This is a genomic window from Corallococcus sp. CA054B, assembly GCF_003611625.1.
GTDB lineage: Bacteria > Myxococcota > Myxococcia > Myxococcales > Myxococcaceae > Corallococcus > Corallococcus coralloides.
The window spans coordinates 1-26,279 of sequence record NZ_RAVY01000140.1 but is presented as its reverse complement, the minus strand read 5'-3'; the positions used below and the strand labels follow the sequence as shown (position 1 = coordinate 26,279).

Sequence of the window (26,279 nt, the reverse complement as noted above, 5' to 3'; positions counted from 1 at the left end):
GGAGAGCCAGGGTTTGAGCAGGCGGGGCAGGGGGACGTCCTCCCAGGCGGCGAGCCCCAGGGCGGCGAGCGCGGCGGGGATGAGGGCCTTGCGAAGCGCGGGCGGCACGGTGAAGCGCCGGGAGGAGGCGGAGCGACGGGACCGGGTGCGCGTCTTCGGGTTCATGGCCATCCCCTTTGCGACCGGTGTGCCAACGGATTTCCCCCCTCTGGGGACGGCGGGTGTGTCCCTGGGGCCACAGGCCCGAGGGGAAAAGCGTGGCAGGGGCGTGGGCCGCGTGCGACGGTCCGCGCCGCATGCGAATCGCGACCTGGAACGTGAACTCGGTGAGGGCTCGGCAGCAGCGGTTGGTCAACTGGCTGAAGAGCGCCCAGCCAGACGTGCTGTGCCTGCAGGAGCTCAAGTGCACCGACGCGGACTTCCCCTTCGACGCGGTGAAGGAGGCGGGCTACTTCGCCGCGGTGCACGGGCAGAAGACGTACAACGGCGTGGCCATCCTGGCGAAGACGGAGCCCACGGACGTCATCCGGGGCCTGTCGGACGGGGTGGATGACACGCACGCGCGCTTCATCTCCGCGACGGTGAACGGCATCCGCGTGGTGAGCGCGTACGCGCCCAACGGGCAGCAGGTGGACTCGCCCGCGTACGTCTACAAGCTGGAGTGGTACCGGCGGCTGCGCAACTACCTGGACACGCGCCACAAGCCGGACGACCTGGTGGTGATGGGCGGGGACTGGAACATCGCGCCGGACCCCATCGACGTGTACGACGTGGCGCAGTGGGAAGGGCAGACGCTCTTCACGTTGCGCGAGCGGGACGCGCTCCAGCAGGTGTGTGCCTTTGGGCTGACGGATGCGTTCCGCAAGCTGCACCCGGACGTGCAGAAGTTCTCCTGGTGGGACTACCGGATGCTGATGTTCCCCAAGAACAAGGGCGTGCGAATCGACCACCTGTTCCTCACGGCGCCGCTGGTGCCCCGGCTCACGGCGTGCGACGTGGACCGCGAGGAGCGCAAGGGACAGCAGCCATCTGACCACGCGCCGGTGTGGCTGGAGTTGAAGGACTGAGTAGAGACAATGGACGCGGCGCCGGGCCAGTAGGACGGCCGTGCGGCGCCGCGCCTCTGCCGTCACGGCTCGTCGGCCATGTCGTCGAGCTGCCCCTGTGCGGCCTCGCGGTAGTAGGGGACGACTTCGGCCGCAAGCACATCGCGCATCTCCTGGCGCGCGCTGTCGAAGTCCCCCTGTCGCTGTAGCTTCCACATCCGGTCGAGTGCATCCATGAGCCGGTTGGAGCCGTCTGTGATGCGGCGGGCGCACTCGCGGAGGAGTGCAAGGGCTCCAGCGTCCGTCTGGAGCGCTGCGGCGGCGTCGGAGATGGCCACTTCATCGGCGGTCTGGAGCAGAAGTGCGCGCACGTCGTCGGTCACGATGAGTGGGGCGCCCTCGCGGAGCACGCGCCGTGACAGTTCGCGGATGGCGTCCCAGTTGGGTCGGGCTGTCATCTACCGCTTCCTCTTCGGGCCGCACATATCGGCGGGCCATTCGTGTTGGCCCTCGCATCGGCGCAGACAGTCGGTGCAAGGGCCAAAGAGCTTACCGTCCGCGCAGGCGTTCCAGCTCCGCATACATCTGTTCTTCCAGGCGGGCAGTCGCGGGTCATCAACGTAGTCGTTCGTGTCCGCCTGGACGCTGTTGTGAGTGCCAGTGGCGCCGGCGGCAGCGGCCATGATGGCAGCGGCCTCCGCGGCGGTGAGCCCGCATGCTTCTGGAAGGCCAGGGTGGCGCTGGATGCAGTCGGTTTCTGTGTCCATGGCGACGGTGGCGCATCCCAGGCTCATGGCCGCGAGGACGGTGGTGAGGTGGCGCCGCCACAGGGCGGCTTTAGGGGAGGACATGGCGTGCGGACCCTACCGTGTGGCGCCGGTGTGGCTGGAGTTGAAGGACTGAGTAGAGTCGGAGGCATGTCCGTCCTCCGACTTGAATGCACGAAGTGCGACCAGACGTTCGCGCCGGGCAAGGTGTGGAACCTGTGCACGGCGTGTCAGGCGCCGCTGGGATGAAGATCCTGGGGATGAAGTTCTTCGCATGGGTCTTGTGCCTGTTCGTCGCCGGTTGCGCCTCGGCTCCGGTTTCCGCGCTGGAGCCGTGGAGCAGCGCGGAGCACCCCAGCGGGGATGACCCTTGCGAGAGCGCCGACCGGTGCGTGACGCTGGTTTGCGCGGATGACCTCTGCGGGCTGTATCGTTGCGAGGACGCGGGCGCCTTGCTGGCTCGCGGTGGAATCCGCCCTCCGGTGGCGTCGGCGGCGCCCGGTTCCGGGCCCCGGCGCCATTGGGGCAGTGCCCAGCCGCTTCCGGGCGACCGGGAGGCCATCTTCGTCATCCGTTGGTACAACCACCCTGCGCCCACGCCGACCGACGGGCGGAAGCCTTCAGGTTCGGGATGGGTTCGACATCATCTTTATCCGCAAGAAGCCCTCCTCGCGGCGTTCTTCACGCGTCGAGCGAACATCAACGTGCATGACTTCACGATGGTGATCCCACGTGCAGAACATGTGCGGTTGCACGGCGTTGGAGGCCGGGGCGGCCCCTGGAATCAGGCATGGCGCGACTTCGCCGAGACACACCGGAACGCGTCGCCGAAGGAGATCCAGGACCAGTTGGCCCGGATGATCGTCGACTTCAACATCACGGGACCCATCGTCCCCTATTACTACATGCGTTGAGACCCAGGAGGACTGCGTGAAGTTCTTCAGGCTTCGCCCCGCGGAAGGCCCTCGCTTCACCGGCTTCCTGGATGGTGTTCATCAGTGGGGGCTTCCTGGTGGGCTCTGCCCGGTCTGCGAGGCCAGTCCCGGAGGCCTGGGCGAGGCCTATCCGTCCGTGGACCTTTCGGGCTGGACTCATCGGAGGGAGCTCGCGGAAGCAAGGCAGGTGCCGCTTGAGGAATATGAACGCCTGCGTGAGTTGCTGAGACCTCACGCTCCGCCCGGTGCCCTCCTCCTGCCGGATGCGGAGTTCGGCAGACTCCGAGCGAAAGCCTCGGGTCGATGGGGCGCGCTGCATCTGCCGTATGCATGGTTGCTGGTGATGCAACGCGAGGCACTTGTGCGGGTGCGCGAAGCAGGGTTCGACCTCCTCGCGAGCGACATGGACCTGCACTTCAAAGGCAAGGCTCCGCCAGTGGAGTTGGTGGAAATCGAATTGCATCCTCGTGGCCGGCTCCACGACAGCTGCTTCCCCGGTGGACGTGATCGCGCGTGTCCACGCTGTGGACGACAGGGAGACCGCTTGCCGGATGCACCCGTGCTGGATGGGAGCACCCTGCCCACCGACATGGACCTGTTCCGCCTCAGTGACTTCACCACCGTCATCATCGCCAACGAGCGGTTCGTGGACGCCATGACCCGGCTGGAACTGGAGGGTGTCGTGTTCAAGGAACTGCCGGTCCGCTGAACGAAGGCCCCACCCTCTGGTGTGGCTGGAGTTGAAGGACTGAGTAGAGTCGGAGGCATGTCCGTCCTCCGACTTGAATGCACGAAGTGCGACCAGACGTTCGCGCCGGGCAAGGTGTGGAACCTGTGCACGGCGTGTCAGGCGCCGCTGTTCGCCCGCTACGACCTGGCGCGCGCGGCGAAGACGTTGCGCAAGGAAGCGCTGCCTGGACGTGAGCGCTCCATGTGGCGCTACCACGAGGTGCTGCCGGTGGATGACCCGGCGCAGCGCCTGACGTTGGGAGAAGGCTTCACGCCGCTGCTCCCCGTGCCCCGGCTGGGCTCATGGCTGGGATTGCAGCGGGTGTGGGTGAAGGACGAGAGCGGCAACCCGACGGGCTCCTTCAAGGCGCGAGGCCTGTCCGCCGCGGTGTCCATGGCGAAGGTGCTGGGCGCGAAGGCGGTGTGCCTGCCGTCCGCGGGGAACGCGGGCAGCGCGCTGGCGGCGTACGCGGCGCGGGGCGCGCTGGAGGCGCACGTCTTCGTGCCGAAGGACATCGCGTCGCTGTTCCTGATGGAGACGCGGGCCTACGGCGCGCATGTGGAGACGGTGGATGGGCTCATCTCCGACGCGGGCCGGGTGTGCGCGGGGCTGGCGAAGGAGCATGGCTGGTACGAGTGCGCCACGCTGAAGGAGCCCTACCGGGTCGAGGGCAAGAAGACGATGGGCTACGAGCTGGCGGAGCAGCTCGGGTGGACGCTGCCGGACGTCATCCTGTACCCGACGGGCGGGGGCACGGGGCTCATCGGGATGTGGAAGGCCTTCGAGGAGATGGAGGCGATGGGGCTGATTGATTCGAAGCGGCCCCGGATGGTGGCGGTGCAGGCGGAAGGCTGCGCTCCCATCGTGAAGGCGCACGCGGAAGGCAAGCCGGACGCGCCCATGTGGCAGGGGGCGACGACGCACGCGCACGGCCTGCGGGTGCCCAAGGCGTTGGGAGACTTCCTCATCCTGCGCGCGGTGAAGGACAGCCACGGCACGGCGGTGTCGGTGACGGAGGCGGAGATCGTCCAGGGCACGAAGGACGCAGCCGCGGCGGAAGGGCTGTTCATGGCGCCGGAAGGTGGCGCGTGCGTGGCGGCACTCAAGAAGCTTCAGGCCGCCGGGGACGTGAAGCCGGAGGAGACGGTGGTCGTGTTCAACACGGGCACGGGCTTCAAGTACGTGGAGAACATGGCGCCGCTGTGGTGAGCGCGGGCTTTTGGGTGGCTGGGATTCAAGAATGAGAATCCAAGAACCTGGTTGGCGCGTCGCGAAAGCGCTCATGTGTCGCAAGGTGTTGGAGCATTGTGTTGGTTGAAATCCGGATGTGTTGCTTGTTTATGTGAAATCAACTCATACAGTGCGTGATATGAACTTCGTGCAGATTGAGATGAGCAACGAGCGGTTGGCCGAGGATGTGAAGTACTCGGTGCTGTCCAACAAGCTGGCCCGGACGGTGACCGTCGTGGGCGGCACCCGGAGCTTCAACGTGGAACACGGTATCAAGGACGTGAAGTCCTTCGTGGTGACCTTCCAGACGGAGAAGTTGGATGAGATCAAGACCATGATGACGGACCCGTCGTTGAAGGCCGCGTCGATGTCGGCCTGGGAAATGACGGACTGAGGGGCACGGTGAGCAAGCCCCTGGGACCGCCGCCTCGACCGCCCGGAATGCCGCCTCCGCCGGAAGTCCCGGAGGAAGAGCCGGTGGGGTCGGCGCACATGCGGCTGGATGGCACGCTGGAACTCCGGATGTCCGCGCGAGGCCCCGGTGCCATCGCGGGTGAGGCGCTGTTCATCCTCAAGCCGGATCATCCCCGCTACGTCGGCGTGCGAGACCACCTGGGCCCGATTGAGCCCGGTGGCTACGCGAGGGTGATGCCGTTTCCCCCGGGCGTGTTCTGACAGGGGATTGATATGAAGGCGCTCGATGCGAGCGAGCGCCTTCATGTTGTTCGTGCTGCTGACGTCCTTGCTCGGGGGCTGCGCATCTGCTCCCTTGCCCGCGCTGGAGGACTGGATCGCGGCGGAGGACGACGCCTGCGAAGGTCACGACCGGTGCGTGGCACTGGTCTGCGCGGATGACCTCTGCGGGCTCTATCACTGCGAGGACACCGGTGTGTTGCTGGCGCGGGGAGGCATCCGGCCTCCCGTGTCGTCAGCGGCACCCGGTTCAGGCCCCCGGCGCCATTGGGGCAGTGCGCAGCCGCTTCCGGGTGACCGCGAAGCCATCTTCGTCATCCGTTGGTACAACCATCCCGCGCCTCCTCCGCCACCGGATGGCAGGAAGCCTTCAGGCTCCGGATGGGTCAAGCATCATCTCTTTCCTCAAGAGGAACGCCTCGCGGAGTTCTTCTGGCGGCGGGGGAAAATCAACGTGCATGACTTCACGATGGTCATTCCCCGTGCGGAGCACGTACGAATCCATGGGCCGGGAGGACGGGGTGGGCCCTGGAATCAGGCGTGGCGTGACTTCTCTCGCAAGAACACGAATGCGACTCCGAAGGAGATCCAGGACCAACTGGCGCGGATGATCGTTGACTTCAACATCATGGGACCCATTGTTTCCTACGATCAGCTTCGCTAGCCGCCGGAGGATCCGTGAGGTTCTTTGAAGTGAATGCTGCGAAAGGGGCGCGCTTCACCGGATTCATCGATGGCGCGCACCGATGGGGATTGCCGGGAGGGTTGTGTCCTGTGTGTGGGTCCAGCCCTGGTGGACTGGGAGAGGCATATCCCTCCGTGGATCTCTCGGGCTGGGCCCATAGGGGAGAGCTCGCGGAAGCAAGGCAGGTTCCGCTCGAAGAGTACGAGCGACTGCGTGATCTCGTCCGGCTTCAGGTGCCCTTCGAGGCGCCACTGCTGCCAGGGGCCGAGTTCGGGCCTCTCATCGGCAAGGCCTCCGGCAAGTGGAGTGCAATCGATCTGTATGACCCTTTGACCCTGGTGATGCGGAGCGAGATCGTTGACCTGCTGCGCGAGGCAGGTATCGCCCTTCGCGCGAGCAAGATGGACCTGCGCTTTCGGAGCAAGGTCGAGGTGGAGCTGCGGGAGGTCGAGATCCATTGCCGGGGCCGACTGCACGACAGCTGCTTTCCGGGCGGACGGGAACGCCCCTGCGAACGGTGCGGGCGGCAAGGAGGCAGCTATCCAGACGCCCCCATTCTCGATGGGCGCACTCTGACCGGCGACCTGGATCTGTTCCGCCTCAGCGACTACACGACCATCATCATCGCCACGGACCGCTTCGTGGACGCCGTAAACCGTTTCGGATTCGAAGGCGTCGTGTTCAAGGAGATCCCTGTCCTTTGAACTACGGCGCCACGTCCAGTCGCGTCCAATCCGCGGCGACCTGGAGCTCCAGCACACCGTTCTCGAAACGGTGTGCCTTTGCTCCCGTCACCTTCCGCACGGACGTCAACCCATACACCCGGATCGTCTCCTCCGTCCGGGCCCTCACGAGCGCCCCCGTCTCGCTCCGCTCCAACCGCAACACGCCTGCTGTCACTCCGCCGCGCAGCTCCGTGAGCCGTGACTCGCCGTAGCCGTCTCCCGCGTCCTCGTAGAGCCGGCCATGGAGCTCCGGCGCCGCGTGCACGTGCCACTCCAGGTGCTTCCAGTTCGCGTCCGTGGTGTGCATCGCGGGCCGTGTCAGCGCCACCGCGCCTCCCTCGCGCAGCCACACCGGCACCGTGTCCAGCGGTCCATCCGCGATGACGTGCCGTCCTCCCTCGCGCACCTCCCCCGTCCGCTCCAACCCCGGCCACTCCAGCCACGCACCCGCCGGCAGGTACGCCAGCCGCTTCGTCTGTCCGGGCCGCACCACCGGCGCCACCAGCAGGTCCCTTCCGAACAGGAGTTGATCAAACGCGCCCACCGCCTCCGCGTCCCCGGGCGCCTCCATCAACAGCGGCCTCAACGGCGCGAGCCCTGTCTCCGACGCCTCGTGCATCAACGTGTACAACGTGGGCAACAGCCGATACCGCCGCTCCAGCGCCGCTCGCGCCAGCGTCAGGTAGGGCTCTCCAAACCGCCACGGCTCCTGCGGCGACGTTCCCTTGCCCGCGTGGTTTCGCATCAGCGGATAGAACGTGCCTGTCTGCATCCAGCGCACCAGCAGTTCGCCGTTCGCCCGGCCAATGAAGCCCGGGATGTCCACCCCCGTGTGCGCCACCGCCGCCAGGCCCAATCCCATCAACATGGGCAGTGATGTCTCCAGCTGCGTCCAGTGGCTGGAGTTGTCCCCCGTCCACACCGCGGAGTACCGCTGGATGCCCGCGAACCCCGCTCGCGTCAGCAGGAACGGCCGGGTCTCCGGACGCAGCTCGCGCAAGCCCTCGAACGCGCCCTTCGCCATACCCAGCGCGTAGACGTTGTGCACCTCCAGGTGCCGCTTCTCCCCGTGACGCGCGTCGTACGGCAGCGTCTTGCCCTCCACCTGGCCAATGCCTTCCGCGCGCTCGCTCGTCAGCGTGAGAATGCCCACGTCCGGCTGCACCCCGAAGCACGACGGTTCGTTCATGTCGTTCCAGAAACCCGCCATGCCCAGCGCCACGAAGTCGCGATGCAGGCCGCCCCACCAGCGCTGCACCTCCGGCCGCGTCAGGTCCGGGAACACCGCGGGCTTGGGCCACACCTCGCCCACCAGCACGCCGCCCCGGTCGTAGCGCACCAGGTAGTCGCGCGCCTTCGCGTCCTCGTACACGTTCCAGCCCGGCTCCAGCTTCAAGGCCGGGTCGATGATGGGCACCAGCCGCACGCCCTGCGCCGCCGCCTCGCGCACCAGGCCCGCGGGGTCCGGGTAGCGGGCGCTGTCCCAGGTCCAGACCTTGTACCCATCCATGTAATCGATATCGAGATACACGCAGTCCAGCGGCAGGTTCCGCTGCCGGTAGCCCTGGATGACGCCCCGGATGTCTTGCGCGTTCTCGTAGCCCCAGCGGCTCTGCTGCGCGCCCAGGCTCCACAGCGGGGGCAGGGGAGGCCGCCCCGTCAGCGCCGCGTACCTGCGCACCACGTCCGCGGGCAGGGGCCCCGCGAAGAGGTAGCAGTCCAGCTCCGGCCCCCACGACTCCCACGCCACCCGCGACGCGTCCGCGAGGGCCACGTCCACCTCCGAGCGCCAGGACTCGTCCAGGAAGAACCCCCACGCCACGCCGTCGCGCAGGCCCACGAAGAACGGGATGGACTGGTAGAGCGGATCCGTGTCCGGGTGGTGCGGCACCACGTCCGTGTTCCAGAACGTGAAGTGCATGCCGCGCTTGTCCAGCGGCCCCACCTTCTCGCCGAACCCCAGGTAGCGCTCCCCCTCCGGCGCCCGCAGCTTCAGCCGCGCGCGGTGCCGGCTCATCGGATACGCGGCCTGCACCTCACCGGACACATCCACGCAGCGCGCCAGCTCCCGCCCCTGCGCGTCCTGGAAGCGCCACGTCCCCGACTCCACGTCCACCTCCAGGGACACGCCCTCCGCCGTCACCCGTGCGCGCTCGCCGTCGCGCTCGACCTTCAAGGGGTGGCCTTCTTCGGCGATGACGGACCAGGACCGCTTGCCGGGCAGCTCGGGATGGAGGAAGCCGATCTCCGACGACACCGGCGCGTGCCTCAGCCGCAGCACTCCGGGCAGCGGACACGACACCTCCAGGACGGCGTGCCGGCCGGACAGGCGCAGCCGGTGGGGTTCGACGTGGGCGTCTGTGACGTGCATGCCTTGGAATCTAGGGAGCGCGCGCGGCCCGCACCCGCCTTTCCTTCCGGGCCCGTGCGATGCTGTCCACTGTCATGACGCCGCCCCCTGATCCGCTGCCCTTCCCGGACAGCCTCTGCCACCGCTGCGCCGCGCCGCCCCGCTACGTCCAGACGCGGACCTCCACCTTCATCATGTGTCCGCTCCTGCCCCAGAAGTACGCGCCCCAGCCCGTGCGCGCGTGCTCGCTGTTCCGTCCCACGGAGCCCGGCGCCACGCCCGCGTAAGCCCCCTTCGGCTCCGAAGCCGAGCAGGCAGCGGGGCGGCAGCGGCCATTCCCCGCGAGGCATCCGTACCTTTGTCACAAGCAAAGGAGCCTTCATGGCCAGCCGTCGGAAGACCCACGCCGCCCCCCGGCGAAAGCACACCGCCGCCACGCCCGCGAAGCGCGCCACGCGCAAGAGCCACGCGTCCGCCAGCGCCAGCAGCCGCTATACGAACCCCGCGCTGCGCGAGCGTCTCAAGAAGCGCATCATGAAGAGCGACAAGGGCGGTCGCGCGGGCCAATGGAGCGCACGCAAGGCCCAGCTCCTCGCCGCGGAGTACAAGAAGGCCGGCGGCGGCTACCGGGGCTCTCGCGGCACCTCGCAGCGCCACCTGACCTCCTGGACGAAGGAGAAGTGGGGCACCCAGGACGGCGGCACCCGCGCCCGCCACGGCCGCACCACCGCGCGCTACCTGCCCGAGAAGGCCTGGGCCCACCTGAGCCCGGCGCAGAAGAAGGCCACCGAGCGGCGCAAGCGCGCGGGCTCTCGAGCCGGCCGCCAGTTCGTCGCCAACACGCCCGCCGCACGCCGGGCGAGGAAGCAGGCCACGAAGCGCTAGCCCGCGCTCCGGGGTCCTCCCTGATTTCGGATGCGTGCGACAGGTCCCGCGAAGGACGGCCGCGCTCGTGGCATAGAGTGCGGACCTCCTGGAGGCGGGAAGCTCACACGCCCGAAGGAGACGGAGAGGACGTCATGGACTGCGACTGGCTCATCATCGGCTCGGGGTTTGGCGGCAGCGTCAGCGCGTTGCGGCTCGTCGAGAAGGGCTATCGCGTGGTGATGCTGGAGAAGGGCCGGCGCCTCCAGGGCCAGGACTTCCCCAAGTCCAACTGGAACCTGAAGCGCTGGCTGTGGATGCCGCGGCTCGGGTGGCGCGGCCTCTTCAAGATGACCTTCTTCCGCCACGTCACCGTGCTGTCCGGCGTCGGCGTGGGCGGCGGCTCGCTCGTCTACGCCAACACGCTGCCCATCCCACGGGACGACTTCTTCGACGCCACCTCCTGGGGCCACCTGGCGCCGTGGAAGGAGGAACTCGCGCCGCACTACGCGACCGCGCGCCGCATGCTGGGCGCCACCGTCAACCCGCTCAACACCTTCCCCGACCAGGTGCTCAAGGAAGTGGGCGAGGACCTGGGCCGCCCCGACTTCCAGCCCACCACCGTGGCCATCTACTTCGGCGAGCCCGGCGTCACCGTGAAGGACCCCTACTTCAACGGCGAGGGCCCGGACCGCACCGGCTGCAACGCGTGCGGCGGCTGCATGCTGGGCTGCCGCAACAACGCCAAGAACACGCTCGACAAGAACTACCTCTACTTCGCGGAGAAGAAGGGCCTCACGCTCCACGCGGACACGGAGGTGACGTGGGTGCGCCCCCTGCCCGGCGGAGACGGTTACGAGGTGACGGCGAAGCAGGGCGCCGGCTTCTTCAAGAAGACGCGCCGCTTCACCGCGAAGCACGTCATCTTCGCGGGCGGCGTGCTGGGCACCATGGACCTGCTCCTCAAGCTCAAGAACGCGAAGGACGGCCTGCCCAACCTCTCCGAGCGCGTGGGCGACGGCGTGCGCACCAACTCCGAGGCGCTCATCGGCATCGTCAGCGGCAAGAAACAGAAGGACCGCGACCTGTCCCGGGGGATCGCCATCGGGTCCATCCTCCACACCGACGAGCACTCGCACCTGGAGCCCGTGCGCTACTCGGAGGGCTCCGGCTTCTTCCGCCTGCTCATGGCCCCCCACGTCTCCGGCGCCACCGCGTGGACGCGCGTGGCCCGGCTGGTGGGGCTGCTCGCGCGCCGTCCCCTGCGCTTCCTTCAGGCCTGGTTCGTCCCGGACTTCGCGCGCCGCACGATGATCCTCCTGTACATGCGCACCATGGAGGGCCACCTGCGCATGCGCCGCGGCCGCGCGCTCACCACCGGCTTCCGCTCCGGCCTCACCACCGGCCTGCAAGCGGGCCCCGCGCCCACCGCGAACATGCCGGAGGCCTTCGACCTGGCGAAGCGCGTGTCCGACAAGCTGGATGGCTACCCCATGACCATGGTCAGCGAAACGCTCATGGGCATCCCGACCACCGCGCACATCCTGGGCGGCGCGTGCATGGGGGACTCGTCCACGACAGGCGCCATCGACGCGCGCCACCGCTTGTATGGCTATGAAGGCCTGTATGTGGTGGATGGCGCGGCCATCTCCGCCAACCCCGGCGTCAATCCCTCGCTCACCATCGCCGCGCTCGCCGAGCGAGCCATGACCTTCATCCCCGCCGCCCGGGAGCTGCCCCGAGGCGACACGGACGCCACGCTCGAAGCGCCCTCGCGCGCCCACGCCGCCGCCTCCTGACACACGCTCGCAGGGCGTGTACGCGGATGCCCCCTGTGCCCCCTTGGGACCTGGGGCCGGGCGCTATTGATCAGACGTGAGCGCGGGACTCGTACTCCGGTCCTGAGTTCCGCGTGTCCGGTGGACGCGGGGATGGCCCGCTTGTCATTGTTGGCTGCGAATGCACGGGATGCCGCCACCCTGGCGACGTCCCGCGCCGTCGGGATTGAAGCCGGCAGTGTTCAAGCAAGGGCACTCCGGGTGCCCCCAGGCAGCATGGTTGGCCTGAAGATTTCCGTGTAGTTCATATTTTGCAGGATTAGTCGCTTTCGCCACCAGTCCGGTCGGGTGAAGAGATGACTTCGTTCATGTCAGCCTTTTCCATTCATGCTCCGGTGCAGGGCTCTCCTGTCCTGGAGGGCCGGGCGGCGGCGCTGCTGGCGTTGCAGTTGCGCGAGTCGCGCAAGCGGGTGGACGGCCTGTTCACCTGGCTGATGTTGGGGCAGTGGGCGGCGGCGGTGCTGGTGGCGGTGTTCGTGTCTCCCTATGGATGGGAGGGCAAGGTGCGGGCGCTGCACCTGCACGTGCAGACGGCGGTGCTGCTGGGCGCGGCGCTGAGCGTGTTCCCGGTGATGCTCACGCGGCTGCACGCGGGGGAGACGGCGACGCGCCACGTGGTGGCCATCAGCCAGATGCTCTGGTCCGCGCTGCTCATCCACCTGACGGGGGGCCGCATCGAGACGCACTTCCACATCTTCGGCTCGCTGGCGGTGCTGTCGTTCTACCGCGACCCGAAGGTGCTCTTCACCGCCAGCCTGGCCATTGTCGTGGACCACTGCCTGCGGGGCGCGCTGTGGCCGGAGTCCGTCTACGGCCAGCTGCATCCGGAGTGGTGGCGCTTCCTGGAGCATGGCTTCTGGGTGGCGGCCATCGACGTGGTGCTGGTCGTCGCCTGCCGGGACGCGCTGCGCGAGCTGCGGGAGCGGGCCGGGCGCCAGGCCCTGGCGGAGGCCACCATCGAGGAGGAGCTGGCGCTGCGCGCGGGCCAGCTGGACGCCGCCGTGCGCGAGGTGCACGCCGTCCGCGGCCACGTGGAGCAGATGGAGCGGCTGGCGTCGCTGGGGCAGCTGACCGCCAGCGTCAGCCACGAGCTGCGCAATCCGCTGGCGGCCGCGCGCACCGCGCATGCGTTCGTCCTGCGCCGGATGCGCAAGGTGGAGACCTTGCCCTCGGATCCGCGCATCGCGCGCTTCCTGGGCATCATCGACCGGGAGCTGCAGGCGTGCTCGGTCATCATCTCCGACCTGCTGGACTACGCGAAGGGCCGGCCGCCGCGCCGCACGCCCTGTCCGCTCAAGCCGCTGGTGGAGGAAGCCATCAGCGTGGTGCCGTGCCGCGAGGGCGTGCGCGTGAACAACCAGGTGCCGGACGGGCTGCCGGTGCCGCACCTGGACCGCGAGCAGTTCCGCCAGGTGCTGGTCAACCTCATCCAGAACGCGGTGGAGGCCATTCCGGCGGAGCGCTCCGGGACCGTGTGCGTGCACGCCGACGCGCGGGGGGACGGCGGCTGGAGCCTGCGCGTGACGGATGACGGGCCGGGCATCCCCGCGCCGCTCCTGGAGCGCATCTTCGAGCCCATGTTCACCACCAAGCTGCGCGGCACCGGACTGGGGCTCGCCATCGTGAAGCGGCTGGTGCAGGGACATGGCGCGCGCATCCAGGCGGAGAGCGACTTCGGCCACGGCTCGCGCTTCACCGTCCTCTTCCCTGACGCGTGCACAGCGGCTGCCGCGGCGCATTCCTAGAAGAGAGCAACAGCACGTTGGCGACTGGCGCGTGGGGTGTGGGCTCACGCGATAACGGAGGCAGGCATGCAGGCACAGGCGAAGCCGTACCCGGAGGCGGGTGCGGTGGATGCGGACTGGGCAGTGCGGCGCATGGCGGCGACGGAGCTGGACACCGCCCGGGGGATGTTCTTCCTGGGGGTGCTGGAGACGGTGCGCACCGGTGCGGGCGAGGAGGCGGTGGCCGCCTGCCGGGCCGTCACCGACGAGCGCCGCTTCGTGGGCTTCTTCAACTACCCGGTGGCCACCTTCCTCAAGGTGGCGCAGGTGGCGGCGCGGCAGTTGTCACCCCGGTGGGGCGGGTTCGACGAGGCGCTGCGGCAGATGGGGATGCAGGCCACGCGCAGCTTCCTGGAGTCCGCGGTGGGGCGCACGTTCCTGCTCCTGGCCGCGGGGGATCCGCGCAAGCTCGTGACGAACCTGCCGTCCGGCTACCAGATGGCGGTGAGCTACGGGGAGCGCACCGTCGACTGGAAGGGGGAGGGGGACGCGCTGTTCATCATGCGGCGCGACTTCATGCCGCCGGCGTATCACGAGGGGGTGCTGCGCGAGGTGCTCTCCATGGTGGGGGCTCGGAACCCTCGGGTCCAGGGGCGCAAGCTGGGCCTGCTGGACACCGAGTACCACATCACCTGGGAGGCACCCGTCGTGCTGCCCGCGGAACCTCCCAAGGCGCCGGTGCGCTGGCGGATGTTCCAGTAGGGCGCACAGGGGACCGGGAGTTGGGGCCCGGTCCCCCCAGGCGTCGCGCCCCGGATGTCGCGGGAACTTGCGCCCCCGGTGCGGCGGGGCTCTCCTCCCACCGGGAGGTCTTCACCACGTGAGCCGCAATGACAGTCAGGAACGGATGGAGCGCTGGCGGCGGCTTCTGTCGGACACCCGCGTCGGGTCGCGCTCCGCTCAGGCGGAGGAGGCTGGCGCGGACGCCGCGCACCGGCAGCTCGACGAGCGCAATGACTACTCGCGGGACTACGACCGCATCGTCTTCTCCAGCGAGTTCCGCTGCCTGCACGACAAGACGCAGGTGTTCCCGCTGTCGACGAGCGACTACACGCGCACGCGCCTCACGCACAGCATCGAGGCGTCCTGCGTGGGCCGCTCCCTGGGGCATCAGGCCGGGCTGGGGTTGAAGGCGCAGGGCGTGGAGTTGGACCCGTCGCACCTGGGCACCATCGTCGCGGCGGCGTGCCTGGCGCACGACATCGGCAACCCGCCGTTCGGCCACTCCGGAGAGGCGGCCATCCAGCACTGGGTGGGACAGCGGCTCTCGCCGCCGGGGGAGGGGACGAAGAGCCCGTTCGCGACGGAGGCCGAGTGGCGCGACCTGCGCGACTTCGAGGGCAACGCGCAGGGCTTCCGCATCCTCAACCGGCTCCAGTCGCGCGAGCGCCGGGGCGGGCTGCGCTACACGGCCGCGACGCTGGGGGCCATGAGCAAGTACCCGCGTCCGTCGGTGCTGCCCGGCTCGCGGCAGAAGACGAAGGGCGTCGTGTCGGAGCGGAAGTTCGGTTACTTCCAGGACGACGTCGACCTGGCGCTGGAGGCGTTCCGCGCCACGGGCCTGCGCGAGCGCGAGCCCGGCGTGTTCAGCCGCCACCCGCTGGCCTTCCTCGTCGAGGCGGCGGACGACATCTGCTACGCGGTCATCGACCTGGAGGACTCCGCGAAGCTGGGGCTCGTGCCCATGGAGCGCGCGTGTCAGTTGCTGGAGTCGGTGCTGCCGGAGCCCTCGGTCCGCAAGCCGCCCCGGCACCTGGAGACGCGGATGGCGCAGGCGCGGGCGAAAGCCATCGGGAAGCTCATCCCGAAGTGCGTGGAGGCCTTCGTGGAGCACGCGCACGACCTGGAGGCGGGGCGGACGGAGACGCCGCTCACCGAGCTCAAGCCGGACGTGCGCGCGCAGCTGGAGGAGATCACCGACTTCACCCGCGAGCACGGCTACTGGAGCGAGCGCGTGCTCCAGATTGAGAGCGCCGGCTTCAAGACGCTGGGCGGCCTGCTGGACATGTTCGCCCTGTCGGTGGTGGCGGAATCCCCCAACGCGGAGGAGAAGAAGCTGCGGCAGCTCTTGCCCATGGAGTGCTTCCAGCGTCCGGAGTTCGCGGCGGCGGATGAAGCGGCGCCGCGGCCGCCGCGCAGGGACGAGGCCATCCAGCGGCTCACGCCGTACCAGCGGCTGTTGTGCGTGACGGACTACATCACCGGCCTGTCGGACAGCCGCGCGGTGGAGCTCTACCAGCGCCTGTCTGGCATCCAGCTGCCCACGTAGGCTCTCGGGCACCGGGAACGTGCGGCGCCGGCCGCCGGGCGCTACGCTTGTGCCCCATGTGTGGCCGAGTCACCGTCCGGACCTCTCCCGCGCAGCTCGTCGCCGAGCTGGAGCTCGCGGGCGCGCGCGCGACGCTGGAGCGCGAGCGTTTCAACCTCTGTCCCACGCAGCTGCTGCCCGTGGTGCCCAACGACGGCGCGCGGCTGTTGGACGTGTTCCGCTGGGGGCTCATCCCCTCCTGGGCGAAGGAGGCGTCCATCGGCAACAAGCTGATCAACGCGCGCGGTGAGACGGTGGCGGAGAAGCCCAGCTTCCGCTCGGCGTTGAAGCGCAGGCGGTGCCTGGTGGTGGTGGACGGCTGGTACGAGTGGAAGCAGTCCACGAAGCCCAAGACGCCGTACTTCTTCCACCACCGCGAGGGGAAGCCGCTGGCCCTGGCGGGGCTCTGGGAGGAGTGGACGGCGCCGGACACGGGCGAGGTGTTGCGCACCTGCACCATCATCACCACGGGCCCCAACGCGCTGATGGCGCCCATCCACGACCGGATGCCCGTCATCCTGTCGCCGGAAGGCCAGTCGGTGTGGCTTCGCCCGGAGCCGCAGGAGGCGTCCGTCCTGCTGCCGCTGCTCGTCCCCGCGCCGGAAGCGCCGCTGGACGTCTACGAAGTGGCACGCGGAGTGAATTCGCCCGCCAACGACGGTCCGGAGTGCGTGGCCCGCATCGCTGCCTGACGCACGGGAGCGCTATCCCGCCGTGGAGCTGCCCTCTTCCCCCGAAGGCGGGCAGTACGGGGCGAAGGCCTCCTTCAGCAGCTCCATGTGCAGGGGCTTGCGCAGGGTCCCGACGACGCCGGCCATCCGCTCCGTCTGGAAGCTGGCGGTGAGGATGAAGACGGGCAGTCCGCACAGCGTCGCGTCGTCGTGCAACCGCCGCAGGAAGCCGTAGCCGTCCATCACCGGCATCATCAAATCCAGCAGGACGATGCAGGGCTTGCGGCAGGAGGCCAGCGCCAGCAGCCCCTCCTCGCCATTGGTCGCGGTCAGCACGGAGTAGCCTTCGAGTTCGAGGTAGCGAGCCATCACTTCCAGTTCCGGCTCGTCGTCGATGAGGAGGATCAGGGGTGGGGTCGTCGCGTCGGGCACGGCTCTCTCTTCCGTGGGGTCAAAGGAAAGCTAGGTCGACCGAACGCCGCACTGACCAGGGCCATCCTTTGATTCCGGGCCGGCGGTTCCAGGCACGGCCAGTAGGGCAGGGGACCGGTTGGCCGTCTGCCCCGAAACAGTGGCGCGGGGGCCCCTGGACAGTTCCTGGGTGCGCCGGAAAAAGCCCCCTAGGATTCGTGGCATGACGTCCTCCGACAGGGCCGTGCCGGGCAGGCGCCGGCACATCGTCGTGGCCTCCCTCACGGGGCTCGCCATGCTGGAGGTCCCCGACCTCTTCCTCCTCCAGCGCTGGGCGAAGTTCCGCATGCTCCACGGCCTGAGGACCGGCCACCCGGTGGAGGCCGCGCACCAGGTGCGCACCCGGGGCGTGACCGTGGAGGACCCTGCATCCGGCATGTCCTCCCTGGCCTCGTCCGTGGCATGGATCCCCTGGGCCCCCGGCCGGCAGGCCCGCTCACACCTCGCCCGGGGCGTCCTCGCCAGCGCCCTGGGAGACCTCCCCCTGTTGCATGGAAACAGAACGAAACATCCCGCCCCCCTGCCGGTCCAGGCAGGCCTTCCAACCCCCTGAAACGCCGTCCCGGGAGCGCCGGGAAAAGGCCTGCGCCTGCCCACCTCCACGGTTTTCCGTGGATGACATGGAACTGGCGCCTCGACTGACCTACAGTTCTTGAACGGAGGGGGAAGGTTGCCCGAACTGCCACCCAGCACGTATCCGGCCTTGTTCGAGCACACGCGTGATGGCGTGCTCGTCCTGGACCCGACCCTGCGGGTCGTGGCCGTGAACCGTGCCGCGGAGGCGCTGCTGGGCCCTCGCGACCTGTGGGTCGGGCAGTCCGTGGAGGGCGTGCTGCCGGGTTGGACGCCCCCCCAGGTCACTTCCCCGGACGCGCCCCTGGAGACGGAGCTCCCCGTGGGCCCGGTGCGCTCCGTGCGGGTGCAGGCGGTGCCGCAGGACGGCGGCTGGCTGCTGCTGCTCCGGGGCCTGGACGCCGCCCAAGCGGCCGAGTCCATCCTCCGCCAGCAGAAGGAGTTCTTCGAGGCGGTGGTGCGCCACAGCCCGGTGGCCATCGTCACCATCAGCCGCGCCTTCGAGGTGCTGTCCTGGAACCCCGCCGCGGAGCGGCTCTTCGGGTACACGCCGCAGGAGGCGCTGGGGCGCAACATCCTCAAGCTCGTGGCCAACCTGGACGACATCCGTCCGGGGGCCGAGGAGACGTCGCGCGAGGTGCTGCGCAAGGACCGGGTGCACGTCGTCACCAAGCGCGTGCGCAAGGACGGCACGGTGGTGGACGTGGAGCTGCGCGCCATGCCGGTGACGGTGGCGGGCCAGTCCATGGGTTTCATCGCCATCTACCACGACGTCACCGACCTCCAGCGGGCGCGCCAGTCCGCCGAGGACGCCAACCAGGCCAAGAGCCTGTTCCTGGCCACCGTGAGCCACGAAATCCGCACGCCGATGAACGCCATCATCGGCATGGCGGGGCTGCTCATGGACACGGCGCTCACGCCCGAGCAGCGCGACTTCGCGTCCACCATCCGCCAGAGCGGGGACGCGCTGTTGGGGCTGCTCAACGACATGCTGGACTTCTCCAAGATCGAAGCCGGCCGGGTCGAGCTGGAGCAGCAGCCCTTCAACCTGCGCCAGTGCGTGGAGTCCGTGTTGGATCTGCTCGCCATGCGCGCGAGCGAGAAGTCCCTGGACCTGGGCTACCACGTCACGGACGAGACGCCCGTCAGCGTGGTGGGCGACGGCGCGCGCCTGCGGCAGGTGCTGCTCAACCTGGTGGGTAACGCGGTGAAGTTCACCGAGCGCGGCGGGGTGTCCATCTCCGTGGACACGCCGCGCCAGCCGCTCGCGCCGGGCGGCCTCTTCGAGTTGCACTTCGCGGTGCAGGACACCGGCCTGGGCATCACCGAGACCGCGCGCGCGGGCCTCTTCCAGCCCTTCAACCAGCTGAATGAATCCGTGTCGCGCCGCTACGGCGGAACGGGGCTGGGCCTGGCCATCAGCAAGCGGCTGGTGGAGGCGATGGGCGGGCGGCTGTGGATGGAGAGCGAAGGTGTCCCGGGCAAGGGCGCCACGTTCCACTTCACCTTCCAGGCGCGCGAGGCCCCGCGGGGCGCGGAGGCCCTGCGTCCGGACGCGCTGAAGCTGCACGGCCGGCGCGTGCTGGTGGTGGACGACAACGCCATCAACCGCAAGCTGCTGGGCCGCCAGCTGGCCGCGTGGGGCATGGCCATCGTGGAGGTGGGCTCCGGCGCGGAGGCCCTGTCCAAGCTGGAGTCCGGGGCCCGCTTCGACCTGGCCATCCTGGACCACCGCATGCCGCTGATGGACGGCCCCACGCTGGCGGCGCACATCCGCCAGCAGCGCGACGCGCGCGAGCTGCCCCTCTTGCTGCTCACCTCTTTTGATCAGCGCGACGCGCAGCCGCCCGGCCTCTTCACGGCGGTGCTGCCCCGGCCGGTGAAGGCGTCGCAGCTGCATGACGCGCTGATGACGTGCCTGGCCCAGGACCTCATCTCCGCCCGGCCCATTCCCGTCACGCCCGCGCCCGCCACGCGCGAGCGCTCCGTGTTCAACACGCGCCCCGGCGAGCAGATGCCGCTGCGCATCCTGCTGGTGGAGGACAACCCCACCAACCAGAAGCTGGCGCTGCTGGTGCTGGACCGGCTGGGCTACCCGGCGGACACCGCGAACAACGGCCGCGAGGGGCTGAACCTCCTGTCGCGCAAGCGCTACGACGTCGTGCTGATGGACGTGCAGATGCCGGAGCTGGACGGCCTGGCGACGACGCGCCAGCTGCGCCAGGACATGCCCGTCAGCGAGCAGCCGTGGATCATCGCCATGACGGCCAACGCGATGACGGCGGACCGCCGCGAGTGCCTGGACGCGGGCATGGACGACTTCCTCAGCAAGCCCATCCGCGTGGAGGAGCTCATCTCCGCGCTGCGCCGCGCCTGGGAGCGCCTGCCGGGAAAGCCCGGGGGCGCCCTCGTCACCCGTGCTCCGGAGGCCCCGCGCATGGGCGCCCCGCGCATCCGGGGGCTGGATGCCGGCGCGTTGGACCGGCTGTGGCAGTCCCTGGACGGGCAGGTGGAGCGGATGCTCCCGGAGCTCGTGGACACCGCGCTGGAGAGCATGCCCCGGCTGATGGACGACGCGCGCGGGGCGCTCGCGCGAGGCGAGCTGGAGAACCTGGCGCGCGCCGCGCACACGCTCAAGTCGAACGCGGCCTACTTCGGCGCGGCCACGCTGGAGTCGCTGTGCTGGGACATCGAGCAGCGCGCGGACGCCCGGGTGCTGGAGGGAATGGAGCCGCTCGTCGCCCACTGCCAGGAGGCGCTGGAGGAGAGCCGCCGGCTCCTGGAGCAGCTCAAGGGCACCGTCGTCTCCCGGGCCGCGGGCTGACGCGCGTCAGGCCCGCTGGGGCGCGTTCGGGTCGCTGATGGTGAGCGGCTGACGCTGTCCGTCCTTCGCGACGAGGCTCGCGGTGAGGGCGAAGTCCGGCCCCATGCGCAATTCCAGCGTGGTGGGGCCCGGGTGGGCCACGCGCCAGTCCGGCTCGATGCGCACGGTGCCCAACAGCTCACGCTCCACGGTGGTGCGGTCCAGGGCCTCGAAGAGGGCCACCGGCACGGGGCCCGGCCAGGGCGGCAGCTCCAGGTCCACGGTGCGGGTGCCGGGCACGGGCGTGTTGGCGGGGAGCACCTCGTGCTGGCCGCCGCCGGGCACCATGGCGCCAATGGGCATGGGCACCACGTCCGACAGGCCGCTGATGCCGCGCGCCAGGTTGCGCCCCAGGATGGCCGCGCCCACGGCCACGCCCAATTCCGGGTGCACTTCCTTGTCCGACGACAGCTTCTTGAAGTGGGCCAGGCGCTTGCGGATGGCGGGCATGCGCGTCTGGCCGCCCACCATCACCAGCTCGTCGATGGCGTCCGGCTTCAGGCCCGCCTTCTCCAGCACGTCGTCGCACGCGGCGGCGGTGCGCTCGATGAGCTGGAACACCATGGCCTCCATCCGCTCGCGGGTGAGCGTGACGTTGAAGTCCACGAAGGCGCCGTCCTTCTGCGTGATGCAGGGGATGCGGATGGGGACGGACGCGCCGCTGGAGAGCGCCATCTTCGCGGACTCGGCGGCGAACACCAGGCGCTGCATCACGACCTTGTTGCCGCGCAGGTCGATGCCGTGCTCCTTCTGGAAGTCGTCCACCAGCGCTTCCACGATGGCTTCGTCGAAGTTGGCGCCGCCGAGGAACGCGTCGCCGCCGGTGGCCAGCACCTTCACCACGCGGTTCTGCACGGACATGAGGGTGACGTCGAAGGTGCCGCCGCCCAGGTCGAACACCATCACCGTCTGCTCGGGGTTGCGCAGGTTGGCGTAGTAGAGCGCCGCGGCGGTGGGCTCGTTGACGATGGCGCGCACTCGCAGGCCCGCCTTCTCCGCGGCGCGGCGGATGGCCTCGCGCTGGCGGATGGTGGCGTGCGCGGGCACCGTGAGCACGCACTCCTTGAACGGAGTTCCAGCCGCGTGCGTGGCCAGCGTGTTGAGGTGCTTGAGGATGAAGTGCGCCACGTCGATGAGCGGCGTCACCTTCCCGTACACCTCCACGGCGGTGTAGCCGTCCGGGCCCTCCACCAGCTCGAAGGCGAAGCGGTTGCGGTGGCGGGCCACGTACTCGGACTGGAAGCGGCGGCCCAGGAAGCGCTTGGCGCCGAAGATGGTGTGGCGCGGGTCGTCGATGATCTGCCGCCGCGCCGCGGGGCCGACGATGGCCTTGTCGCCCGCGTGGAACCACGCGATGGAGGGCAGGGTGAGGCTCTTGTCCGCGATGGGCACCACGCGCAGCTTGTTCGCCTTGTCGAAGAAGGCCGCCGCGGTGTTGGTGGTCCCGAAGTCAATGCCGAGGATGGGGGCGGCGCTCGTGCTCATGTGGGGCCGCCATTCTCGCACGTCCCGCCGCGCCGGGGCACCCGGCATGACATGGACCCCTGGACGGTGCCACTAGGAGTGCTCCAGGACGACGGCCTCCACCGTCTGGACCACGTCCACGCACCGGTCGAGCGCCGTCTCCAGCAGGTCGTAGACCCCCTTCCACTTCATGACGGTGAAGGGGGGCAGGTCGCCGCGGAAGAGGCGGCCCAGTCCCGTGCCCAGCACCGCGTCCGCCTGGCCGCGCAGCTGTCGGAGCGCTTCACACCCCGTGAGGATGCGCTCGGGCTGCTTGATGGCGCGCAGGCACGTCACCACGTCGCGCAGCTGTTCGGCGCACAGCACCAGCAGCCGTGCAAGCTCCGTGGCCTCCGGCAGGCACTCCGGCAGCTCGTAGGCGTGCAGGCGGGAGGCCGCGGCGTGTGCCTGGTCCAGCACTCCGTCGATGCGGGACACGAGCGCGTGGATGTGGATGCGCTCGAAGGGGGTGATGAATTCACGGTGGAGCCGGGTGAAGGCGGCCTTCGCCACGGCGTCGCCCCGGTGCTCCACGGCCTGGAGCGCCCGGACCCGGTCGCCCACGTCCCGGTAGTCGCTCAAGAGCGCGTGCAACAGGCGCGTGCCCTCCAGCGTGGTGGTGCACTGCGCGTCGAAGTCGTCGAAGAAGCCGTCCGACCTTGGCATCAGTCGCTGCAACATGGGGGCTCCAGGGCTATTCGGGGTCGATGGAGGCCGCGCGCACGCCGGGCAGCGCGCCGCGCAGCTTCTCCAGGAGGAGGAAGGTGTCGGTGCGCTCCGGCACGGCCAGCTCCACCACGGCGGTGCCGCCCGGGGTGGCGGTGGCCTGCTCCAGGGTGAGCACGCGCGAGTCGGGGTGTAGCTGGCGCAAGGGGGGCAGGGCGGCGCCCAGGTCCTCCACGTCCAGGGAGAGCTTCAGCCGCTGCGGGTGGCGCTGGAGCGTGGAGTCCAGCGCGAGCAGCACGGCGCCGAAGAACAGAGTGGCGCACACCGCGATGGGGAAGGCGCCCAGGCCGCAGGCCATGCCCACGCCAATCATCACGAACATCACCGCCGCGTCGCGCGAGTCCTTGATGCCGGAGCGGAAGCGGATGAAGCCGCCCAGGCCCACCAGCCCGAAGGCGCGCGACATGCTGTCGCCAATCACCGTGGTCATCACCGCCCCGGCGATGGCGATGAGCAGTTGGGTGTGCATGGTCTCCTGCGCCATCACTGGCGCGCGAGGCATCCACCGGCGCCACGGCCGGAAGGCCAGCAATGACCCCAGCACCAGCGCGAAGCCCAGCCGCTCGAACACCTCCAGGAGCGGCAGACCGTGCACGGACGCCTGCGCGCCCGCGTTGAAGACATCAAGCGACGCCATGGCGAGGCTCCTCTTCCATCTGGGAGGCAGTCCGCGCCGCCTGGCGCAGGAGGGCGAAGTCGTGGGGATGGCGCTCCAGCAGCTCCAGCGTGAGGGCCTGACCGCGCGCCGTCGTGGCGAGCAGGCCCAGGCTCTTCACGGTGGCGGAGGGCCACGTGTCCGCGAGCACCGTGCGCAGCTTCCACGCGGCGGGCACGTCCATGCCGGTGAGTGAGTCCAGCACCTCCTCGCATGTCACGCCGAAGGTCTCCCGCAGCTTCCACGCGGCGGGCACGTCCAGCCCCGTGAGCGAGCCGATGACCGCCTTGGGCGCTCGCGCCGCGTGCTGTTCCCGCAGGACCCAGGCGCGGGGACTGTCCAGGCCCTCCAGCGAGCGCAGCACGGCGTCCGGCGCCACGGCCATCGCCCGCTCGCGCCACTCCCAGGCCCGCTCGCTGTCCACGCCCCGGAGTGAGCGGCACAGCGCGCGCGCCACGCCCTCGTCCGCGAAGGCCTCGTCACCGCCGCGCGAGGACAGCCACCGCCAGCGCTCGTCCCAGGCCCGGGCGCTGTCCAGGCCGGAGAGCGACACCACTACCGGCTCCGGGGCGAAGCGTGACAGCCGGTCGCGCATGAGCCAGGCGCGCTCGGAGTCCAGGCCCGTGAGCGACGCGGCCACGGCCTCCGGGGCCCGGGTCTCCCACCGCTCGCGCAGGTTCCAGGCCTCTGGCGCGTCACTGGCGTCGTCGGTGAGGGACGCGAGCACCTGCTCGGGCGCCGCGGCCTCCAGCCGGTGGCGCCATTCCCATGCGGCCGGGTGGGTGAGGCCCGCGAGCCCATGGGCGATGAGCTCAGGGCACCGCTTTGCCAGCAGCGCGCGGCGCGCCTCCACGTCCTGACCCTCCATGCCCGCGAGGAACCATGCGGCGAGGCCCGGCTCGTCCACGGTCCAGCCGTCCAGCCGGGAGAGGAACCGGCCGCGCGCCTCCGGCAGCGAGCGCACCGGGACGATGGGGCGCGTCAGGCCCGCGGTGTGGAGCGGTGCTTCACCGCGACGCACGCGCAGCACGTCCTCCACCAGCCGCGTCACCTGCTCGTCCAGGGGGACGTCGGTGTTCTCGATGATGCTCCAGCGCTCTGGGCTCGCGGCGGCCAGGGCGCGGTAGCCGGCGCGCAGGCGGGCCTGGAGTCCGGCGCCGGTGAGCCCCTTTCGCGACGGCGTGGAGCGGTCCCTGGCCAGCAGCTTGGACGCGCGGCGGCGGGCGCGGGCGATGGCGGGGTCCACGTCGATGAGGAAGACGCGGTCCGGCTGCAGGCCCCGCTGGCAGGTGTCCAGTACTGACCGCACCGCCGCCTCCGGCAGCCCCCGTCCGAAGCGGGCCAGCACCTCCGCGGTGTAGAGAAACCGGTCGGCGATGACGACGTCGTGCTCCGCGAGCGCCGGCCGTGTCACCTCCTCTAGCAGCTGCGCCTCGCGCGCCGCGTACAGCAGCAGCTCCGCCACGGGCGTGAGCGCCAGGTGCAGCGGGTCGCGTGTGAAGCGCCGCAGCCCCTCCGACACGGGCGAGGCCAGCCGGCCGTCCTCGCGCACGTGACGCACGGTGAGCCCGGCCCGGCGCAGCTCACGCGCCACGCGGTTGGACAGGGTCGTCTTGCCCGACCCGTCGATTCCCTCGAACACGATGAACATCAGAAGGAGACCTCCATCTGCAGCAGCACGGCCTTGCGTGAGGCCAGGTTGTTCTCCAGGGACGTGACGACGGCGGGCACGGCGTCGCCGGCCTCGCGCACCTCCGCCTGCGCCTGGAGGCGCCAGTGGCGGAACTGGCCGACGTTCAGGCCCGCGGCGCCCTCCCACACCAGGTCCTGGTGGAGGGTGCGGTCGGGATCCAGCGCGGACAGCATCACGAAGGGCTCCACGAACAGCGCGCCGTGCGCCCCGCCGCCGATGCGCCAGCCCGTCAATGCCCGCGCGGTGAGGAAGGGGCCCTCCAGGCCGGTGAGCAATTCAGTGCGGCCCACCAGCACCTCGCCCCAGGTGCGCAGCGCGCCGCGTCCCACGGGCAGCTCGTGCTGGACGTCCATCCCCGCCGTCCAGCCCGTGTGCGAGCCCCCGTCGATGGAGCCCGCGGGCTGGAGGAGCGCGGACGCGCCCAGCTCCACGGTGCCCAGCGTGAGCGTGCCCCGGAAGGCGGGCACCACGCCCAGCCCCTTGGACAGGTCCACCTTGCCGGTGTCATTGCCCGTCTGCCACACGCCCGCGCGCAGCTTCAGGTCCAGCGCGCAGTCCTTGCACTTCCACTCCAGCTGGGCGCCGGGCCTGCGGCCGGTGATGACCAGCGCGTCGCGCAGCACGTCCCGCAGGAGCCCCCGGCGCGCGAGCGGCAGCGACCGGGACGACTCCAGCTCGATGAGCGACACGGGGACCTTGAACTGGCCCGCGCGGATGGCGAAGCCGTGGGGCAGGTCCAGCCACGCGTAGGCGTCCTTGAGGCCGTCCTGCACGTCGAACTCGACCACCGCCTTGAGCTTCTTCTTGAAGCGGTAGGTGGCCTCCAGGCGCGTCGCCGGCAAGGTCAGCCGCCCGGACCAGACCTTGTCGGGGCGCGAGTCCACCGTCTCTCGAACCGATAGCCGGCCGCCCACTTCGATGACGCCGGAGCCCGCGGGGAGCCGCACCGTGGGAGGCGGCTCCGGCAGCGGCTGCGCGGAGGGCGGAGACATCGTGCCCCCCGCTGGTGTCGCGGTAGCGGGCGCGGGAACGGACTCCGAGGAGAGGGTGGGCGTCATGTCCGCGGGATGGGCCGCGCTGGCCTCTTGCGCATTGGCGGACGCGCAGAGCAGCAGGGAGGTCAGCAGCAGTCCGCGCGCGGGCATGGCACGGCCAGAAGGGGGGCGGAG

The 26,279-nt window shown here is 69.9% G+C and carries 25 protein-coding genes; 17 read left to right on the top strand and 8 right to left on the bottom strand.

Going from position 1 to position 26,279, the window contains the following annotated elements:
* Window positions 1-296 precede the first annotated feature (296 nt).
* Window positions 297-1,067, top strand: a complete 771-nt coding sequence (xth, locus tag D7V80_RS28310) for an exodeoxyribonuclease III (RefSeq protein ID WP_014395156.1) — start codon at window positions 297-299, stop codon at window positions 1,065-1,067.
* Between the two features lie 62 nt (window positions 1,068-1,129).
* Here the strand turns inward: xth and D7V80_RS28305 are convergent, their stop codons facing one another.
* Window positions 1,130-1,504, bottom strand: a complete 375-nt coding sequence (locus D7V80_RS28305) for a DUSAM domain-containing protein (protein WP_120591123.1) — start codon at window positions 1,502-1,504, stop codon at window positions 1,130-1,132.
* Between the two features lie 554 nt (window positions 1,505-2,058).
* Here D7V80_RS28305 and D7V80_RS28295 point away from each other — a divergent pair.
* The 7 genes from D7V80_RS28295 (at window position 2,059) to D7V80_RS28265 (ending at window position 6,790) form a co-directional block, all read left to right on the top strand.
* The gene (locus D7V80_RS28295) at window positions 2,059-2,727 is read left to right on the top strand and encodes a TIGR02269 family lipoprotein (protein ID WP_158616717.1); all 669 of its coding nucleotides are present in this window, start codon (window positions 2,059-2,061) and stop codon (window positions 2,725-2,727) included.
* 16 nt (window positions 2,728-2,743) lie between these two features.
* Window positions 2,744-3,457: a double-CXXCG motif protein gene (locus D7V80_RS28290; RefSeq protein ID WP_158616716.1), complete on the top strand. Its 714-nt coding sequence runs from the start codon at window positions 2,744-2,746 to the stop codon at window positions 3,455-3,457.
* Window positions 3,458-3,514: 57 nt separating this feature from the next.
* Window positions 3,515-4,687 carry a threonine synthase gene (locus tag D7V80_RS28285; protein ID WP_120591119.1) on the top strand — a complete coding sequence of 391 codons (1,173 nt, stop codon included), beginning with the start codon at window positions 3,515-3,517 and terminating at the stop codon, window positions 4,685-4,687.
* Between the two features lie 151 nt (window positions 4,688-4,838).
* Window positions 4,839-5,102 carry a hypothetical protein gene (locus tag D7V80_RS28280; protein ID WP_147447237.1) on the top strand — a complete coding sequence of 88 codons (264 nt, stop codon included), beginning with the start codon at window positions 4,839-4,841 and terminating at the stop codon, window positions 5,100-5,102.
* 8 nt (window positions 5,103-5,110) lie between these two features.
* On the top strand, window positions 5,111-5,383 hold the full coding sequence (locus tag D7V80_RS28275) for a hypothetical protein (protein ID WP_147447236.1): 273 nt from the start codon (window positions 5,111-5,113) through the stop codon (window positions 5,381-5,383).
* A 43-nt stretch (window positions 5,384-5,426) separates the two neighbouring features.
* Complete coding sequence (locus tag D7V80_RS28270) at window positions 5,427-6,065, top strand: TIGR02269 family lipoprotein (RefSeq protein ID WP_158616715.1); 639 nt, start codon at window positions 5,427-5,429, stop codon at window positions 6,063-6,065.
* Window positions 6,066-6,079: 14 nt separating this feature from the next.
* Window positions 6,080-6,790, top strand: coding sequence for a double-CXXCG motif protein (locus D7V80_RS28265; RefSeq protein WP_120591115.1), 711 nt, complete (start codon window positions 6,080-6,082; stop codon window positions 6,788-6,790).
* 1 nt (window position 6,791) lies between these two features.
* On the opposite strand, the gene D7V80_RS28260 is transcribed toward D7V80_RS28265, so the two are convergent.
* A complete protein-coding gene (locus D7V80_RS28260; RefSeq protein WP_120591114.1) occupies window positions 6,792-9,182 on the bottom strand; it encodes a glycoside hydrolase family 31 protein in 2,391 nt (796 codons plus the stop codon).
* Window positions 9,183-9,256: 74 nt separating this feature from the next.
* Between D7V80_RS28260 and D7V80_RS28255 the strand changes: the two genes are divergently transcribed.
* From D7V80_RS28255 to D7V80_RS28225, 7 genes are all read left to right on the top strand, one after another.
* On the top strand, window positions 9,257-9,448 hold the full coding sequence (locus D7V80_RS28255; protein ID WP_121751894.1) for a hypothetical protein: 192 nt from the start codon (window positions 9,257-9,259) through the stop codon (window positions 9,446-9,448).
* 94 nt (window positions 9,449-9,542) lie between these two features.
* Window positions 9,543-10,046: a hypothetical protein gene (locus tag D7V80_RS28250; RefSeq protein WP_120591113.1), complete on the top strand. Its 504-nt coding sequence runs from the start codon at window positions 9,543-9,545 to the stop codon at window positions 10,044-10,046.
* Between the two features lie 134 nt (window positions 10,047-10,180).
* Window positions 10,181-11,824 carry a GMC family oxidoreductase gene (locus tag D7V80_RS28245; protein WP_120591112.1) on the top strand — a complete coding sequence of 548 codons (1,644 nt, stop codon included), beginning with the start codon at window positions 10,181-10,183 and terminating at the stop codon, window positions 11,822-11,824.
* Window positions 11,825-12,171: 347 nt separating this feature from the next.
* Complete coding sequence (locus D7V80_RS28240; protein ID WP_120591125.1) at window positions 12,172-13,608, top strand: sensor histidine kinase; 1,437 nt, start codon at window positions 12,172-12,174, stop codon at window positions 13,606-13,608.
* Between the two features lie 66 nt (window positions 13,609-13,674).
* Window positions 13,675-14,349, top strand: a complete 675-nt coding sequence (locus D7V80_RS28235) for a DUF2378 family protein (protein WP_120591111.1) — start codon at window positions 13,675-13,677, stop codon at window positions 14,347-14,349.
* Between the two features lie 118 nt (window positions 14,350-14,467).
* Window positions 14,468-15,916 carry a dGTP triphosphohydrolase gene (gene dgt, locus D7V80_RS28230; RefSeq protein ID WP_120591110.1) on the top strand — a complete coding sequence of 483 codons (1,449 nt, stop codon included), beginning with the start codon at window positions 14,468-14,470 and terminating at the stop codon, window positions 15,914-15,916.
* A gap of 56 nt (window positions 15,917-15,972) precedes the next feature.
* On the top strand, window positions 15,973-16,647 hold the full coding sequence (locus tag D7V80_RS28225) for an SOS response-associated peptidase (RefSeq protein WP_120591109.1): 675 nt from the start codon (window positions 15,973-15,975) through the stop codon (window positions 16,645-16,647).
* Between the two features lie 12 nt (window positions 16,648-16,659).
* Here D7V80_RS28225 and D7V80_RS28220 read toward each other — a convergent pair whose 3' ends face one another.
* The gene (locus D7V80_RS28220; RefSeq protein WP_233585795.1) at window positions 16,660-17,058 is read right to left on the bottom strand and encodes a two-component system response regulator; all 399 of its coding nucleotides are present in this window, start codon (window positions 17,056-17,058) and stop codon (window positions 16,660-16,662) included.
* Window positions 17,059-17,260: 202 nt separating this feature from the next.
* Here D7V80_RS28220 and D7V80_RS28215 point away from each other — a divergent pair, with 202 nt between their 5' ends.
* Together D7V80_RS28215 and D7V80_RS28210 are read left to right on the top strand one after the other, a co-directional pair.
* The gene (locus tag D7V80_RS28215; RefSeq protein WP_120591108.1) at window positions 17,261-17,650 is read left to right on the top strand and encodes a hypothetical protein; all 390 of its coding nucleotides are present in this window, start codon (window positions 17,261-17,263) and stop codon (window positions 17,648-17,650) included.
* Window positions 17,651-17,767: 117 nt separating this feature from the next.
* Window positions 17,768-20,494, top strand: coding sequence for a response regulator (locus D7V80_RS28210; protein WP_120591107.1), 2,727 nt, complete (start codon window positions 17,768-17,770; stop codon window positions 20,492-20,494).
* Between the two features lie 6 nt (window positions 20,495-20,500).
* Here the strand turns inward: D7V80_RS28210 and D7V80_RS28205 are convergent, their stop codons facing one another.
* The 5 genes from D7V80_RS28205 to D7V80_RS28185 form a co-directional block, all read right to left on the bottom strand.
* On the bottom strand, window positions 20,501-22,018 hold the full coding sequence (locus tag D7V80_RS28205) for an Hsp70 family protein (protein WP_120591106.1): 1,518 nt from the start codon (window positions 22,016-22,018) through the stop codon (window positions 20,501-20,503).
* Between the two features lie 72 nt (window positions 22,019-22,090).
* Window positions 22,091-22,717 (bottom strand): DUF47 domain-containing protein, encoded by a 627-nt coding sequence (locus D7V80_RS28200; RefSeq protein ID WP_120591105.1) that lies wholly within the window; start codon window positions 22,715-22,717, stop codon window positions 22,091-22,093.
* Window positions 22,718-22,730: 13 nt separating this feature from the next.
* On the bottom strand, window positions 22,731-23,399 hold the full coding sequence (locus D7V80_RS28195; protein WP_120591104.1) for a DUF4956 domain-containing protein: 669 nt from the start codon (window positions 23,397-23,399) through the stop codon (window positions 22,731-22,733).
* A complete protein-coding gene (gene tmk / locus D7V80_RS28190; protein WP_120591103.1) occupies window positions 23,386-25,068 on the bottom strand; it encodes a dTMP kinase in 1,683 nt (560 codons plus the stop codon). Before tmk ends, D7V80_RS28195 begins: the two co-directional genes overlap by 14 nt.
* The coding region (locus D7V80_RS28185) for a porin (protein ID WP_255417667.1) at window positions 25,068-26,279 on the bottom strand (1,212 nt) is incomplete at its 5' end. The genes D7V80_RS28185 and tmk, both read right to left, overlap by 1 nt.

Bases quoted from the DNA above. Each gene is read 5' to 3' on its own strand.
- xth (WP_014395156.1), top strand. From the start codon at position 297: ATGCGAATCGCGACCTGGAACGTGAACTCGGTGAGGGCTCGGCAGCAG.
- D7V80_RS28305 (WP_120591123.1), bottom strand. From the start codon at position 1,504: ATGACAGCCCGACCCAACTGGGACGCCATCCGCGAACTGTCACGGCGC.
- D7V80_RS28295 (WP_158616717.1), top strand. From the start codon at position 2,059: ATGAAGATCCTGGGGATGAAGTTCTTCGCATGGGTCTTGTGCCTGTTC.
- D7V80_RS28285 (WP_120591119.1), top strand. From the start codon at position 3,515: ATGTCCGTCCTCCGACTTGAATGCACGAAGTGCGACCAGACGTTCGCG.
- D7V80_RS28270 (WP_158616715.1), top strand. From the start codon at position 5,427: ATGTTGTTCGTGCTGCTGACGTCCTTGCTCGGGGGCTGCGCATCTGCT.
- D7V80_RS28260 (WP_120591114.1), bottom strand. From the start codon at position 9,182: ATGCACGTCACAGACGCCCACGTCGAACCCCACCGGCTGCGCCTGTCC.
- D7V80_RS28255 (WP_121751894.1), top strand. From the start codon at position 9,257: ATGACGCCGCCCCCTGATCCGCTGCCCTTCCCGGACAGCCTCTGCCAC.
- D7V80_RS28250 (WP_120591113.1), top strand. From the start codon at position 9,543: ATGGCCAGCCGTCGGAAGACCCACGCCGCCCCCCGGCGAAAGCACACC.
- D7V80_RS28245 (WP_120591112.1), top strand. From the start codon at position 10,181: ATGGACTGCGACTGGCTCATCATCGGCTCGGGGTTTGGCGGCAGCGTC.
- D7V80_RS28240 (WP_120591125.1), top strand. From the start codon at position 12,172: ATGTCAGCCTTTTCCATTCATGCTCCGGTGCAGGGCTCTCCTGTCCTG.
- D7V80_RS28235 (WP_120591111.1), top strand. From the start codon at position 13,675: ATGCAGGCACAGGCGAAGCCGTACCCGGAGGCGGGTGCGGTGGATGCG.
- D7V80_RS28225 (WP_120591109.1), top strand. From the start codon at position 15,973: ATGTGTGGCCGAGTCACCGTCCGGACCTCTCCCGCGCAGCTCGTCGCC.
- D7V80_RS28215 (WP_120591108.1), top strand. From the start codon at position 17,261: ATGACGTCCTCCGACAGGGCCGTGCCGGGCAGGCGCCGGCACATCGTC.
- D7V80_RS28205 (WP_120591106.1), bottom strand. From the start codon at position 22,018: ATGAGCACGAGCGCCGCCCCCATCCTCGGCATTGACTTCGGGACCACC.
- D7V80_RS28200 (WP_120591105.1), bottom strand. From the start codon at position 22,717: ATGTTGCAGCGACTGATGCCAAGGTCGGACGGCTTCTTCGACGACTTC.
- D7V80_RS28195 (WP_120591104.1), bottom strand. From the start codon at position 23,399: ATGGCGTCGCTTGATGTCTTCAACGCGGGCGCGCAGGCGTCCGTGCAC.
- tmk (WP_120591103.1), bottom strand. From the start codon at position 25,068: ATGTTCATCGTGTTCGAGGGAATCGACGGGTCGGGCAAGACGACCCTG.